Genomic DNA, 14,970 nt, shown 5'->3' on the forward strand with positions numbered 1-14,970 from the left:
ATAAAACCACAGGTAGATATTTACATGTTTCACAACTTCAAGAAGAGGTATAAATAGTAGTACAAAAATGACTTTTTAGAAAACGGAGGAAACAAAGCAATGGCAAGAGGATTTCGTTTAGGTTTTGTTCTTATTCTTTTATTTAGCGTTATCTTATCCGCTTGCTCCGGCGGCTCAGATGCAAGTGATAAAAATAAAGACGGAAAAGTAGTCGTCAATTTCCAGACATTCTGGGGTTCGGAAACAAGAAAGCCTGTTATTGATAAAATTGTCTCTGACTTTAACAAGTCACAGGACGAAATTGAAGTAAAGCACACCTTCGTTCCATGGGGGGATATCTGGACGAAGAACACGGCAGCTGTAGCAGCAGGAAATCCTGCTGATGTCATTGTAAATGACCTTCACTCCGTGGCACACCGCGCGAAAAACGGACAGACCGAAGACTTGTCCCAGTACTTGGGTGAAGACCTTAAAAATACACTTTATCCAAACCTGTGGGATTCGGCATTATATCAGGACAAAGTTCACGGAGTTCCGTTTGCAACCGATAACCGCCTGCTATTCTACAACAAGGATGCTTATAAGGAAGCCGGCCTCGATCCGGAAAAGCCGCCAACCACATGGCAAGAGCTTGAAGAGCATGCAAAAAAGCTTGATGTGAAAAAGGGAAATAGCTATGAGCGCGTCGGCTACTATCCATTATGGGGCAGCTTTGGTGCAGCCAGCTGGATGTCGAACGCCGATGACGGCAAAGGGTTTATTGAAGGAGACAAGATGTATTTTGCCACAGCTAATAAAATCGAGGGCCTTGAGTGGGTTGCTGATTGGCAGAAGCGCCTTGGCAAGAAAAATGTTCAGGCGTTTGAAGCTGAATTCGGCAGTGGACAAACGAATCCCTTTATTTCAGAGAAGGTTGCAATCTGGACTGATACGGCAAACTTCTACACCCAAATTCGTGACTCTAAGACTGATATGAACTTCGGAGTAGCTCCGATTCCTGCTTTCAAAGAAGGCGGCCGTAACTGGAATGAAGGCGGCGGCTTTGTAATGGAAGTGCCAAAAGGCGCGGAGCATCCAAAGGAAGCAGCTACGTTTATCGAGTATTTAACAAGCGAAAAGGTCCAGTCGTATTGGGCTGAAAAGAACTTTGACATTGTGGCCAACAAAAAGGCCGCAGATAGCGTAGTCAATGCGCTTGAGGGTGACGGCAAACTGGTTTACGAAAGTGCGATAAATAACTTGAAAGACACACCATTCCACTCTGTACCGGTGAAGTATCCGGACTATAAAAGCATTGTGGATCCGATCATCGACAATGCCGTCCAAGGCAAGATTTCACCGGAACAGGCATTGAAGAAAGCGGAAAAAGACGTAAAGAACAGCGCGAAATAACACATAGCTACTTTGCTTCAGGAAAATATATAAAATATTACAGAAAAAAGGGAAGTCATCGGACTTCTCTTCTTTCTGTAACGTGAGAGGAGCTTTATGATGAATGAAACGGTAATAAACGAAAAAGAAAAACCATATCCTCCCGAGAAAACAACTGAGCTCGACGTTACTTCAGCAGCCCTTCCTAAAGCAGCTGTGCTTTCAAAAAGAAAAAGAAATAAAGGCGGCAAAACAGAAAACCTAATGGGATACCTGTTCATCTCTCCATGGATTGTGGGCTTGCTTTTCTTAATGGCAGGACCGCTTCTTTTTTCCTTATATGTAAGTTTCACCGATTATAATATTACCTCGCAAATGAATTTCGTAGGACTCGATAATTATAAGCGGATGTTCACAGAGGACAATTTATTTTGGACATCGTTATGGAACACCCTTTATTTCGTGATATTTTCAGTACCTTTGACGACAGCAGGCGCTGTATTTGTGGCCCTTCTACTGAATCAGAAAATCCCCGGTATGAAAATCTTCCGGACAATTTACTATCTTCCTGCGGTACTTTCCGGGGTAGCTGTTTATTTTCTATGGATGCACCTATTAAGCCCTTCAACCGGGCTCGTAAATACGATCCTTGACTGGTTTGGGATCAACGGTCCTGCGTGGCTGTTCGATCCGGAATGGACCAAGCCTTCGCTTATTTTGATGAAGCTGTGGAGTGTCGGCGGCGGCATGCTGTTGTATCTCGCAAGGCTCCAGGGAGTGTCACCGGCGTTATATGAAGCCGCAGACCTCGACGGAGCGAATGCTTTTCAAAAGTTCTTCCATATCACCCTGCCGATGCTGACGCCGATTATTTTCTTTGACATCATTACAAGCACGATTTTCTCCTTCCAAATCTTCCAGGAAGCTTATGTAATGATTCAGGGAGGAGACCTCAGCTCGTCCGGCGGATTAGAAGGCGGACCGGCGAATTCCTTGCTATTCTATAACCTGCATATGTGGAACAACGCGTTCAAGATCTTCAATATGGGTTACGCTTCAGCAATGGCATGGTTCTTGTTCTTTATCATCATGATTCTGACAGTCTTTCATTTAAAATTCAGCAACAAATGGGTGCATTACGATGGAGGTGACAAGAAGTGAACAATGAAGTGAAGTTCTATCAAACGAGAAGATTTAAAACAAAAACCAAAAACACCCTGGTGCTTGCCATCTTGATATTGGGCAGCATCGTACTGCTGATACCGCTTTGGTGGATGATTTCGACTTCTTTGAAAACACCTGCCGAAATCGCCCAGCATCCTCCTTCCCTTATCCCGGAGTCGTTTCAGTTCTCAAACTATTTCGAAGCCTGGCAAACCGGCGCGTTTACGCGCTGGGGGCTTAATACACTATTTATCTCCGTGATTGCGACAATTGGCCATGTATTCGTTAATTCGTTTGTGGCTTACGGATTTGCCAAGATCAAGTTTAAAGGCAGAAATGCACTGTTTGTCATTCTTCTGGCAACAATGCTGATTCCTGCTTTCGTTACCCTGGTGCCCCAGTACATTATCTTTTCAAAGCTCGGCTGGGTAAATACGTATCTGCCGCTGATCGCGCCAGCCTTTCTTGGAAGTGCCTTCTATATCTTCCTGCTTCGCCAGTTCATGCTGACGATTCCGGATGAATTAAGCGAAGCGGCAATCATGGATGGAGCAAGCCACTTCAAAATTTGGTGGCACATTATGCTTCCGCTAACGAAACCGGCGCTTATCATTGTCGCGCTGTTTGCCTTCAACGCTGCATGGAATGATCTATTAGGACCACTATTATATCTGAATGATGAGAATCTATATACGCTGCAGCTCGGTTTGCAAACATTCAAAGGCAACGTACAGGTCCAATGGCATTACTTAATGGCGATGTCATTCACAGTCATGCTTCCGACTTTGATTCTCTTCTTTATCTTTCAGAGGCATTTTATTGAAGGAGCCAATCTCTCTTCCGGAACGAAGGGATAAGGAAAAGCCTTTAAAATCAAGGTTTTCTTAGTTAATCAAACGTTTGATTAAATTGAATCATAACAAGTCTAAACTTGAAAAATAAACCGCATGGATCGTTTGAGATCCATGCGGTTTATTTTTAGAACTGCTTATAGCGGTTTTCCCATAATTGCAGTTTTAACAGGAAAACCATTCGGGTTGGTTACGATTTCTTCCTTGATTACACTGTAGCCAAATGATCGGTATAATTGAATATTTTTCGGAAGGGATACCCGGACTTTGCATCGCATTTCATTTTTGTTATCTTGTTTAGCATGATTTTCCAGCCAGATTAACATCGACTTCGCAACCCCTTGCCCCCTTGCATGTGAAGGAACTGAGACACGTGAAAAGTAGAGGTAATGATCCTCCATTTTGAATCTTGCAGAACCTATTGGAATGTCCTCCTCAAAGTGAATAATTGCCTGTTCCGAATCGTTCCTAACCGAATTAAGAATCAAGGATACAGTTTCATTCAGGGCGCTTGAAGGAAATTCAAGAGTTCGATATTCCTCGAAAGCCTCCAGCATTAGTTGATGCATGATATGAATATCTTTTTCAGCTGCCACCTTGATCATTTATTCTCACCTTTCCACTTAATAAGCTTGAAGAGTCTTTATTTTATTTCGGTTTACGAGATGTGCCGATTTCACTTATTTCCGCCTTCTCACCCATCAAAAAATAGTCAAAATCATTCCTATAACAAATAGGAGAATAGTAGGCAGTTGTTTCAGTAACTGGCAATTGCATCACCCGCCTTATTTCCTTTCTAATCATATAGCTGGCCTAATGAGAACTTACTTTAATCTACATGATAGGCTTTATCATTATTTTAATATGCCTTTGACCTTTTCATCCTTTTTATTCTTTGGTTTATTTTCTGACTCTCGTGGTAATTTTAAGTATATAAAGGCAAGGAGGTTAACAAATGGGCCTATCTACGAATCTTGTTTCTCTTTCTCTTGGTTTGAGTGTGCTCCTTTTTACTGGATGCAGCAATGAAGAAATATCAAAGGATACGGAGCAAGCTGCTAAGCAGGTCGAACAAAAGGCGGAAGAAGCTACAGGACAAGTGAAGGAAGAAGTTAAGCAGCTTTCTGATACAGCGAAAAAAGAAACCCCGGTAATCGTTCAAAACATGAAGGATATCTATAAGGAGGGTGACCAGAAGATAAAAGAAAACACCCTTCAAAAAGGTGATAAAGCCACCGTCAAAAAAGATGCCTATCTGGCATTAAATCCTGAAGCTTACGATGAATTATATCAACTAATAGAAGTAAATGATTTAAAAGGTGTTGAAAAAATAGAAAAGGAAAAGCAGGTATCGGCTATTAACAAGGACAGCGAAGTAGAAGTAATTGAAAGAGATGTCCGCCGAACCAGGGTTAAAATGACGGATTCGGGTAAAGAAGGGTATTTGCCTACAACGTTACTTGAACCCGCCAAATAACGATTGCACATCAATGTGTCAGTGTGCATTTGAATGGATCCCCTTTCATCCGCACCCATTATTATTAATAAGGACTTACTTAGCCTTGGAAGCTGCCAAGGCTTTTTCTAAGCGCTTTAGACAAGCTCCTTTAAGGTCGTTTCCAAATCTGAATAATGAAAAGTAAAGCCGCTATCCAGCAGTTTTTCAGGTAGACAATTCCGGCCAGTGAGAGCCAGACTTGGTTCCGTCTTCATTAGTAAATAAGCCCCCAACCAAACGAACGGAGCCGGTGCCGGAGGATTCCAGCTTTTTCCCATTGCTTTTCGTAACGTTGCCATGAATTGTTTATTGGTGACAGGATTAACAGCATAACAGCCTTCCAGCTCACTTACCCAATCATTTATTTGAACAGCATCCCAGTGTATATACTTAATTCTGTCTTCCATGCTGGATTTCCCTCTTGTAAGGATAACCACTTCATACCCGTGAGCAGCCAGAAACTCAGCCACTGATTGACCTAGGAAACCTGAACCGCCAGCCAATACGACCTTTTTACCCATAAAATGAAATCCTCCCTATCTCCCTATCTATTAATCGATAAATCTTTCCTTGAATTCAGGGGAAGGTAACATACAGCTATCTTGCTTTCCAAACCACTTATAGCGATTCTTAGCAATAATATCGTAAAAGAAATCCCGTATCGGTCTTGGTATGATTCGCAGGATGGATACAAGTTTCCAAGCCCCTTTCAGGTTTTTACAGATTCTCAATACAGCCGTGGATTTTGTATAACTTTTATCATTTTCTATCAAAACAATGCTGTTCAACTTCTTAGATAATCGATACCGCTCAATTGTTTCTTGCCCCAAATCACTCTGGAGCGAACCAAACTTAAAGTGAGCAACAGGATCCCTTTTTAAAATAAATTGTACACTGCTGTTACAGAGGTTACATATTCCATCGAATAAGACAATGCTGTCCATTTTTCCTCACCTCAGTATATGAGAATAACTACCTTATATCATATGTTCTATCATTATTGTATATCTAATTTTATCATTTGAAGATTTATTTGATTGCTTCACATCTTAACAACGAGAATAATCAAAATTTTAGACTTGAACCTTACGCAACGTAATGACTTTAACCGAAATAGGAAATGTTTATTTCAACTTATATAGTAAATTTAGTTATAATTGTAGAGAATAGTTTGATAAACTTTTTCCACTAGATCCTTTGGGTTACTAGTGGACAATTCATAATAAAGAGGGAGAATAGGTATGGAAGTATATCAAGCAACATTGTCAGATCTAAAAGAGGTTTCTAACTTATTTAATTTGTATCGCATGTTCTATAAACAACCATCTGATCTAAATGGGGTCGAGCTTTTTATCTCTGAACGCTTGAAAAATCAAGAGTCTGTTATATTTGTCACCGTGGATCAAGGTGAATATTTGGGGTTTACTCAACTATATCCTTCCTTCTCATCTGTTTCGATGAAAAGAACATGGATATTAAATGATTTATACGTGCATGAAGAAGCAAGAAGGAAAGGTGTCGCTCAAAAGCTTTTAGAAAAAGCCAAAGAATATGCCCTAAGCACAGGAGCAAAATCATTAGAGCTTCAAACCGCTCCAGATAATAATGACGCCCAAAGGCTATATGAAAAGAATGGATATAAAGTAGATTCATCATTCTTGAACTATGCTCTAAATTTAGTACAAAGTTAAACCACATATTTTTAATTAATGTTTCGGAACCTTCCGAATAACAATACCCTTTGGCGCTCAAGGGGTTTCAGCTTATCACCATTTATCGTTTATGCAGGATTTTATACCTCGTTGATCCATCAACGCTTTTCGGGTTCTGAAGAAGCTTGTGGCTGCATAAAAAAAGGAGTTCATAAAAAGGTACTGCTTTTGATTCTTCTCCTAATACATCAAAACTTCAAGCACATTGGTAGTTAATGTATGGATCATCAGGAAACTCTTTTACCAATTTTAAAAGTATTTCGTTAGATTCTTTTTGCTTGCCTTCTTTTCGCAAATCATTTGCTCTATCTAATTCTTTTCGTACAAACCTTTTCCTCTATATCTTCTTTGTTCCACTCTTGCTCCCGATCGTTTAGACATTAATTAAGAAAAGATTCCTTTCGTAAAACCAAGGATGCAGTTCATTTGGTATCTATTCATTTATTTCCCATTGTGGATTCCAGACAACTTCCCACAAATGGCCATCTGGGTCTTGGAAGTAGCCAGAGTATCCACCCCAAAAAGTGTCATGAGGCGGGTCTGTTATATTAGCACCAGCCTTCTTTGCCTGTTCCATTACCTTGTCAACTTCTTCTTTACTTCCTACATTGTGACCAGTAGTAAATTCGGTAGGACTTGATACGGTCTGATTAATCTTTGCATCATGTGCGATATCTTTGGCATTCTTTATAAATTTATAAGTATTCTATTCCACTCCACTTTCTAAAATAAAGAAAGTTCCATTACTACAATCAATTTCTGCTATAGCGCCATACGGCAAAATAAACTTCGGTTCGGTATGACCAAAATTCAAGTCATAAAGAATCGGCAAATCTTCCAAATCATATTCCTTCATGACTTTGCGAATTTCTTCTTTATATTCCTCGTAGTACTTCTCGTCTAGTGGTTTGCCGAAAATGATTCCATTCGCTTTTTGCAGAATGCCTTGTGCTGCATAATTCCGCAACCAATATTTTATAAGCTCTGGTTTTGGCTTTTCTTCAGAGGTTTCAAAGAAAAGAATGCTATCTTCCCAATATTTCTTATCAGGCCAAATTTCTGTTCCTTTCGCGAACTCTAGCACTTCAATACAACCACCAATCAAACGTCCTTGTACGACACCTGAGCCTTGAAGTACTTCACAACCCGAATTCTGCTGCATCGTACGTCGTTGGTTCTTATTCGCTTCATCCCAATCCAAATACTCACTCGTCCATTCTTTAGCTGGTTTAATTTCACCGATAACTTCATTTGAAAAGAACGTTCGCTTCACCATTTCAATTGTATATGTATCCATCTCAACATTTTCTGCAAAATCCACTAAAATCGCTGGACCGTAAAAAGATGAGATACCTGCTTTATGGCAAAACAAATGTGAAATCGTCACATCTGAATAGCCCACAAAAACTTTGGGGTTCTCATGTATTACATCAAAATCAATATAAGGAAGTAAACGAATACTATCATCTCCACCAATATTCGCAAAGATTCCTTTAATACTCTTATCTTTAAATGCCGTCATCAAATCTTCCGCACGGGCTTGTGGATTCTTATAAAGGTAGTCTCCACCATTCAAACTATTCGGCATTGGGACAACCTTAAGACCAAAAACTTCTTTTAATCTCTTTACACCTTGCTCATAACGCCATCTAAGCTCAGGATCACCTGCCCCACCCCATGAAGGACTTACTGTCGCAACAATATCTCCTGGCTGTAATTTCCTTGGTTTTATTAACATATGAACACCTACCTTATTTTTATATCTATATAATTCACTTAATTACCATGATTTCCTTGATATTTCTTTAACCGACCTTTAAACTTACTTTCTTTCTTAGCCATTGTAAATCCTCATTTCCAGACGTTACCCCAGTTAGTATTGTATAATTCCTTTAATATAACAATGAAACCAGGAGGATTATATGGATAAAAAAATGGATCATATCGGCATTGCTGTCCGCGATTTAGAAAGCAGTATTCGTTTTTATGAAAGTATTCTAATGGGTAAACTGATAGACCGTTATAAAAGCGATGTAAGTGGTGTGGAAAGTGAAGTGGCGATCCTGGAAGTAGGCAGAGACAGAATTGAACTGTTGGCACCAACAAACAATACCACGTCACCAATTGCAAGATTTATCAAGCAAAAAGGCAAAGGTGTCCACCATATTGCCTATCGAGTCGATGATCTAAATAAAGCATTGGAGGAACTTCAGATGCAAGGTATTCGTATATTAGAAGGATCTTTGAGAATAAACAAGCATGGCAGACGCTTAATTTATTTGAACCCGGCTGATACAGAAGGTACAATTATTGAATATTGTGATTATCCGGAGCAAACTGATCTGTAAAAGGATCAGTTTTTATGTTTGATGAATGTTGTCCATAGCATAACTCTCCAATCAAATTACATTCCCTTAAATGTTGGATAAGTATGTAAAAGTAATCACTATAATAGCTAATTAGCGGGACTTTCGATACTTCTGCTTGATGGACTTACAGAAACGATTTGGATCATGCCATAATTATCATTCTGCGGCCTACATTTAATTTACCGGATATTGAAAAGGCTATACCACTTAAAAAGTGGTATAGCCTTTTTTTATTTTGTTACTTTTACTTCAGTAACTTCATCTTTTTTATCCGGTTCCAGGAATTTGTGGGTCTGCTGATCCATCGTATCAGCCGTGGACAGTGCTTGACTGTTGGGTTCCTTTTCATTGTTGTTTTGTGGTGTATATTTTTCTGTAGAGCTGTTTGTTCCTGTAAATGTTCGAACCTGATCCATAATCTTTTCACGTCTTTCAGGTGTAACTAAAGATTGAATCTTATTCATAACTTTGTCACGCGAGCTCTTATTTCGAAATAAATACGCTGCCGTTCCCAAAGCTGCAATGCCTAATAAACTATTTTTTGATTTTGCCATTTTAAGTCCCTCCCTAATATGTATTCCTATTATTCCCCTAAATAAGGTATGTAAACGGTTTGTTAAACGTAAAGATAATCTAATTCTACAAATTCGAAAAATATTTACGGAAAAAGGAAATTATATACCACTTTGTTAAAAACTAAATGCCTAAAGCAAGATTCTTCAAACGCTTCGATCATTAATTGATAACCGTCTGCCAGTTTGTCCACAAGAAACGGCAGGTATGCAAAAGCCGTACCGCTTATAGCGATACGGCTTATTTTATCGTTTTTGAATTTCTTCAAGCAGGATCTTGTTTACAAGCGGCGGATTGGCCTGTCCTTTTGTCGCTTTCATGATCTGGCCGACAAGGAAGCCAATTGCTTTTTGTTTTCCATTTTTAAAATCGTCTATAGACTGCGGATTATTGTCTAATGCTTCACCGACAATCTTCTTTAGGGCGCCTTCATCCGAAATCTGGACTAGGCCTCTTTCCTTTACGATTGTCTCGGGATCTCCGCCATTTTCAATTAATTCTTTAAAGACTTGCTTGGCGATTTTCGATGAGATTGTGCCATTTTCTATTAGCTTGATCATCCCTGCCAGTCCTTCTGGTGTTAGGGCCACTTCATGCAGTTCTTTTCCCTCGGCATTTAAATAGGCGGAAAGCTCCCCCATGATCCAGTTAGATGCCTGTTTGGCATCTGCATCTTTTTCAACTGTAGCCTCAAAGAAATCGGCTGTTTCTTTTGTAACCGTTAATACGGCTGCATCATACGCTGAAAGGCCGAGTTCTTCCATATAGCGTTTCTTCCGTTCATCGGGAAGCTCAGGGATTTCTGCGTGGATACGTGCTTTCCATTCTTCATCAATATAAAGATCGAGAAGATCAGGCTCAGGGAAATAGCGATAATCATCAGATCCTTCTTTCACGCGCATTAGCAACGTCTTTCCGGTTGACTCATCGAAACGGCGTGTTTCCTGTTCAATCACCCCAACTGCACTCAACACTTCTTCCTGGCGTTTTTCTTCATACTCAAGCCCTTTACGGACAAAATTGAAGGAGTTCAAGTTCTTAAGCTCTGTCTTTGTACCGAATTCTTTTTGACCAGCCGGACGAAGCGAGATATTCGCGTCACATCTCAATGAACCTTCTTCCATCTTACAATCAGAAACCCCGGTATACTGGATAATCGATTTTAGTTTTTCCAGGTAGGCATATGCCTCTTCCGGAGAGGAGATATCAGGCTCGGAAACAATTTCAACCAACGGCGTTCCCTGGCGGTTATAGTCACACAGCGAGTAGCCGTCCCCTGTATGGGTCAGCTTGCCTGCATCTTCTTCCATATGGATGCGCGTAATACCGATCTTCTTTTTGTTGCCGTTTACTTCTATTTCAATCCAGCCGTGTTCGCCAATTGGTTTGTCAAATTGCGAAATTTGGTAAGCCTTCGGATTATCCGGATAAAAATAGTTTTTCCGGTCAAATTTCGTTTCAGTTGCGATTTCGCAGTTTAACGCCATCGCAGCCTTCATCGCGAAATCAACGGTTTTTCGGTTTAATACCGGCAGTACACCCGGGTAACCGAGGTCAACTACTGTGGTATTTGTATTGGGCGCTGCCCCAAAATGATTCGGGCTTGCCGAGAAAATTTTCGAATCTGTTTTAAGCTCCACATGTACTTCAAGGCCAATAACCGTTTCAAAGTTCATCTTTTTCACCCCTTACAGCTGCGGTTTTAATTTATGAAAATCTGTTGCCTGCTCAAATGCATGCGCAGTGCGGTAAATCGTGCTTTCATCAAAATGTTTGCCGATAATCTGCAAGCCAAGCGGAAGACCGTTCGCGAAGCCGCATGGCACGGAAATCCCCGGAACACCGGCAAGGTTCACCGGAATCGTCAAAATATCGTTCGCATACATTGTTAAAGGATCGCTTGTTTTTTCACCGATTTTAAAAGCAGGCGTAGGGGATGTCGGCCCAACGATTACATCATATTTATGAAACACATCTTCAAAGTCTTTTTTAATCAGTGTACGGACCTTCTGAGCTTTTTTGTAATAAGCATCATAGTATCCAGAACTTAATGAAAAGGTTCCAAGCATAATACGGCGTTTTACTTCATCGCCAAAGCCTTCAGAACGCGTTTGCTTGTACATATCTATCAAATTGGCAGCATTGTCGGCACGGTAGCCGTAACGAACCCCATCAAAGCGGGAAAGGTTTGCTGATGCTTCAGAGGAAGAAAGCAAGTAATATGTAGCTAGTGCGTATTTAGAATGCGGCAGTGATACCTCTTCCCATGTTGCACCGAGCTTTTCGAGCACCTTTAACGCTTCGAGCACCGATTTTTTCGCTTCTTCCCCGACACCTTCGCCAAGGTATTCTTTTGGTACAGCAATTTTCAGGCCTTTAATGTCCCCTGTTAAAGAATTCACAAAACTGGGCACGTTCACATTTGCTGAAGTGGAATCCATAGGATCAATCCCGGAAATTGCTTCAAGCAGATAGGCATTGTCTTCGACTGTTCTCGTAATCGGTCCTATTTGGTCAAGTGAAGACGCAAATGCAATTAACCCGAAGCGGGAGACACGGCCGTATGTCGGCTTTAAGCCGACCACACCGCAATAGGCTGCGGGCTGGCGGATGGAACCTCCTGTATCTGAGCCAAGCGAAAACAAAACTTCCCCGGCTGCGACGGATGCTGCTGAACCACCTGAAGAACCTCCTGGAACATATTCAAGGTTCCAAGGGTTTCGTGTGTTTTGGTAAGCCGAGTTTTCATTGGAGGAGCCCATCGCAAATTCATCCATGTTTAACTTACCGATGGTGACAGTCTTTGCCTGCTGCAGCTTCTGGACAACGGTAGCATCATAGATGGGGTCAAAGTTTTCGAGAATCTTACTTCCAGCTGTCGTACGAAGATTCTTCGTTACGATGTTATCCTTCACACCGATCGGCGCTCCGAACAAGATCCCGTTGTCTTCTCCTTTTGCAAGTTTGTCATCCAATTCTTTGGCCTGGATTCTTGCTTTTTCTTCATTTAATGTCAGAAACGATTTCACCTTGTCCTCTACCTGACCGATCCGTTCATACGATTCATTGACAAGGTCGGTAACGGAAAGTTCCTTCTTATGTAAAAGTTCATGAAGCTCTGAAACCTTATGTTCAAACAGCGACATCTATTTCCCTCCTTAATCCAAAATCGATGGAACGCGGATTTGCCCATCCTTGCTGTCCGGCGCATTTTTTAATACCTCTTCAATCGGAAGCCCCTGTTTCGAAATATCCTCTCTCATGACATTCTTCATGTCCAGGACATGAGAAGTCGGTTCTACATTGTCTGTATTAAGTTCATTCAGCTGCTCTGCAAATGAAATAATTTGATCAAGCTGTCTTGTGAACATTTCAGTTTCTTCCTCGGTAATCCCAAGCCGTGCTAAATGAGCCACATGCTTGACCTGATCCATCGAAATACGCGACACTCTTTTCACCTCCATATAGAAAAGCCCAAACTGTTAGAAAAAGCGGCTTAACTTCTGAATCGATAAGCCATCATTTCGTATTCTTCCATTTACCAATGATAGTGGTTAGTCTAAAAAACAATATATAAATCATATCAGACTTTTCAGTTCTAAAGCAACAGTCATCCCCCAGGCAATACTGTTTCTTTCTCTTACTACCGATTGTCGAAATATCCAGTAACAATTTGCTGAAATTCCACTTATTTATCGGAAATACCGCAAATATTGTCCAGGAAATAATGAGAAAGACCATTTGTAAAGAAACGAATATAACCAATATGAAACTATTAGTTAGTTTCAACAATGTATTAAAATCACCAATAGTAAAGTCACAACTTTCATCATCAAGCTATACCATTAATCTGTATACACCCCTTTCATTTTTCATGTATATTAATAGTAATGATAACCAGGATGTGATGTTAATATGTTGGAAAAATATAAAGGCAGAATCATTTCCACTAGTATATTTGTTGGTGCTGTTATTTTGTGGAACAGCATTTATTACGGTTATTATAACTATCCAATCAATCTTCCGATGGATATCATTTATACGATATTTATTGCTGCACTCGTCTGGTGGCTGTCATCATACTATGATAAATCCAAGCTCCTGCTAACCAACTTATCACTCAGCGAAGAAAAATATAAAAAACTGTCCGAATCAACCAGCTATGTGTTTGATAACCTGAATGAAACGGTCTTTCAAATAGATAGACACGGAAACTTCACATTGCTCAATCCTGCCTGGGAAACACTGACCGGTTTTACTATCAAAGAAAGTTTAGACAATAATATTTTCTTATATGTCTATCCAGAAGACAGGTCCTTAATAACCCAACAAGCATTAACCCACTTTGCGAAAAAAACAATAGCAGTAAAAGAAGAAGTTCGTTTTCGTAAAAAAGATGGCGGTTTTATTTGGTTAGAACTCAATGCAAAGCTTTCATACGATGTTGAGGGCCATTTCGACTCTTCGGTTGGAACATTAACTGACATTATGGACTGGATAACATCAGAGCGGGAACTTCTTGAGTTAAATGAAAACCTGTCCATACAATCAGAAAAAATGGCGGTTGTCACTCAAATGTCGGCCGCAATTGCACACGAAGTACGAAACCCGTTAACCTCTATATCTGGCTTTATTCAATTATTAAAGGAACATAAACAGCTTAATGAAGAATATATCGATGTGGTTTTTTCGGAAATTGAGAGAATAGAACTTGTTTTGAGCGAAATGCTCGTACTGTCAAAACCGCAAATCTTGTCTTTTACTAAATTCGATCTGGCTAAAGCGATTGATCATGTCGTAGCCCTTATACGTACCGAAGCCAATATGAAAAGCATAGAACTTGAATTACATGCTTCTTCAAGGCCAATATGGGTTTTCGGGGAAGAAAACCGTTTAAAACAAGTTTTTATTAATATTATCAAAAATGCTATCGAGGCCATTGATACCGGAGGAAATATACAAATTTATTACGCTGAGGACAAGGAATTTGTGTCGGTTTATATTAAGGATAATGGTGCCGGAATCCCCAAAGATATATTGAACATGATCGGCCAGCCATTTTATACCTCTAAAGAAAAAGGAACAGGGTTGGGATTAACCATTTGTTTTAAAATTATTGAGAGTCATAATGGAAAGATTCATATTACCAGTGAATCTGGTATAGGAACCACATTTGAAGTAATCCTTCCCCGATATATAGAGAAATAATAAAGCCTCCCTTATCGGTTTGTTATATACCGGAATTAACCAGATGTATAAATAATGATACCAATCCAATAATCAGCACAATACTAAATAACCCTTAAGCTTGTCGGCATAAGGTGGATTATTCCTCTTTTTATGGCTGGTTCTGTTTAATCTTTTTCCATTTTTTCATGGTTGGTTGGACAAGAAAATCAAATAAATTTATTGTTGTTTTTATCACGATTTTC

Annotated in this window: 15 protein-coding genes and 1 pseudogene; 7 read left to right on the forward strand and 9 right to left on the reverse strand. The window is 40.0% G+C overall.

From position 1 onward, the window contains the following. Positions 1-99 precede the first annotated feature (99 nt). From ELQ35_RS16620 to ELQ35_RS16630, 3 genes are all read left to right on the forward strand, one after another. The gene (locus ELQ35_RS16620) at positions 100-1,392 is read left to right on the forward strand and encodes an ABC transporter substrate-binding protein (RefSeq protein ID WP_126866187.1); all 1,293 of its coding nucleotides are present in this window, start codon (positions 100-102) and stop codon (positions 1,390-1,392) included. Positions 1,393-1,491: 99 nt separating this feature from the next. Continuing rightward, on the forward strand, positions 1,492-2,532 hold the full coding sequence (locus tag ELQ35_RS16625; RefSeq protein ID WP_425466836.1) for a carbohydrate ABC transporter permease: 1,041 nt from the start codon (positions 1,492-1,494) through the stop codon (positions 2,530-2,532). Beyond that, positions 2,529-3,392 carry a carbohydrate ABC transporter permease gene (locus tag ELQ35_RS16630; protein WP_126866189.1) on the forward strand — a complete coding sequence of 288 codons (864 nt, stop codon included), beginning with the start codon at positions 2,529-2,531 and terminating at the stop codon, positions 3,390-3,392. Before ELQ35_RS16625 ends, ELQ35_RS16630 begins: the two co-directional genes overlap by 4 nt. A 131-nt stretch (positions 3,393-3,523) precedes the next feature. Here ELQ35_RS16630 and ELQ35_RS16635 read toward each other — a convergent pair whose 3' ends face one another. Then, positions 3,524-3,991: a GNAT family N-acetyltransferase gene (locus ELQ35_RS16635; RefSeq protein WP_126866191.1), complete on the reverse strand. Its 468-nt coding sequence runs from the start codon at positions 3,989-3,991 to the stop codon at positions 3,524-3,526. Positions 3,992-4,341: 350 nt separating this feature from the next. Here ELQ35_RS16635 and ELQ35_RS16640 point away from each other — a divergent pair, with 350 nt between their 5' ends. After that, entirely contained in the window at positions 4,342-4,863 is a 522-nt protein-coding gene (locus ELQ35_RS16640; RefSeq protein WP_126866193.1) for a hypothetical protein, read from the forward strand. Positions 4,864-4,979: 116 nt separating this feature from the next. Here ELQ35_RS16640 and ELQ35_RS16645 read toward each other — a convergent pair whose 3' ends face one another. Together ELQ35_RS16645 and ELQ35_RS16650 are read right to left on the reverse strand one after the other, a co-directional pair. After that, the gene (locus ELQ35_RS16645; protein WP_126866195.1) at positions 4,980-5,405 is read right to left on the reverse strand and encodes a DUF1731 domain-containing protein; all 426 of its coding nucleotides are present in this window, start codon (positions 5,403-5,405) and stop codon (positions 4,980-4,982) included. A gap of 30 nt (positions 5,406-5,435) precedes the next feature. After that, positions 5,436-5,828 (reverse strand): thiol-disulfide oxidoreductase DCC family protein, encoded by a 393-nt coding sequence (locus ELQ35_RS16650; protein ID WP_126866197.1) that lies wholly within the window; start codon positions 5,826-5,828, stop codon positions 5,436-5,438. 297 nt (positions 5,829-6,125) lie between these two features. Between ELQ35_RS16650 and ELQ35_RS16655 the strand changes: the two genes are divergently transcribed. Further along, the gene (locus tag ELQ35_RS16655) at positions 6,126-6,575 is read left to right on the forward strand and encodes a GNAT family N-acetyltransferase (RefSeq protein ID WP_126866199.1); all 450 of its coding nucleotides are present in this window, start codon (positions 6,126-6,128) and stop codon (positions 6,573-6,575) included. Between the two features lie 454 nt (positions 6,576-7,029). Here the strand turns inward: ELQ35_RS16655 and ELQ35_RS23490 are convergent. Continuing rightward, positions 7,030-7,275, reverse strand: a pseudogene (locus ELQ35_RS23490) (VOC family protein); the annotation flags it as partial. Positions 7,276-7,302: 27 nt separating this feature from the next. After that, positions 7,303-8,334: a S66 family peptidase gene (locus ELQ35_RS16665; RefSeq protein ID WP_126866201.1), complete on the reverse strand. Its 1,032-nt coding sequence runs from the start codon at positions 8,332-8,334 to the stop codon at positions 7,303-7,305. A gap of 184 nt (positions 8,335-8,518) precedes the next feature. Here ELQ35_RS16665 and ELQ35_RS16670 point away from each other — a divergent pair, with 184 nt between their 5' ends. Beyond that, positions 8,519-8,944 carry a VOC family protein gene (locus tag ELQ35_RS16670; RefSeq protein WP_126866203.1) on the forward strand — a complete coding sequence of 142 codons (426 nt, stop codon included), beginning with the start codon at positions 8,519-8,521 and terminating at the stop codon, positions 8,942-8,944. Between the two features lie 251 nt (positions 8,945-9,195). On the opposite strand, the gene ELQ35_RS16675 is transcribed toward ELQ35_RS16670, so the two are convergent. The 4 genes from ELQ35_RS16675 to gatC form a co-directional block, all read right to left on the reverse strand. Next, on the reverse strand, positions 9,196-9,519 hold the full coding sequence (locus tag ELQ35_RS16675) for a hypothetical protein (protein WP_126866205.1): 324 nt from the start codon (positions 9,517-9,519) through the stop codon (positions 9,196-9,198). 264 nt (positions 9,520-9,783) lie between these two features. After that, a complete protein-coding gene (gatB, locus tag ELQ35_RS16680; RefSeq protein ID WP_126866207.1) occupies positions 9,784-11,214 on the reverse strand; it encodes an Asp-tRNA(Asn)/Glu-tRNA(Gln) amidotransferase subunit GatB in 1,431 nt (476 codons plus the stop codon). A 12-nt stretch (positions 11,215-11,226) separates the two neighbouring features. Further along, a complete protein-coding gene (gene gatA / locus ELQ35_RS16685) occupies positions 11,227-12,684 on the reverse strand; it encodes an Asp-tRNA(Asn)/Glu-tRNA(Gln) amidotransferase subunit GatA (protein WP_126866208.1) in 1,458 nt (485 codons plus the stop codon). A 12-nt stretch (positions 12,685-12,696) separates the two neighbouring features. Next, positions 12,697-12,987 carry an Asp-tRNA(Asn)/Glu-tRNA(Gln) amidotransferase subunit GatC gene (gatC, locus tag ELQ35_RS16690; RefSeq protein WP_126866210.1) on the reverse strand — a complete coding sequence of 97 codons (291 nt, stop codon included), beginning with the start codon at positions 12,985-12,987 and terminating at the stop codon, positions 12,697-12,699. Positions 12,988-13,453: 466 nt separating this feature from the next. Here gatC and ELQ35_RS16695 point away from each other — a divergent pair, with 466 nt between their 5' ends. Next, positions 13,454-14,746 (forward strand): ATP-binding protein, encoded by a 1,293-nt coding sequence (locus ELQ35_RS16695; protein WP_126866212.1) that lies wholly within the window; start codon positions 13,454-13,456, stop codon positions 14,744-14,746. Positions 14,747-14,970 lie beyond the last annotated feature (224 nt).

This window comes from Peribacillus cavernae (assembly GCF_003989135.1).
Taxonomy (GTDB): Bacteria; Bacillota; Bacilli; order Bacillales; family DSM-1321; genus Peribacillus; species Peribacillus cavernae.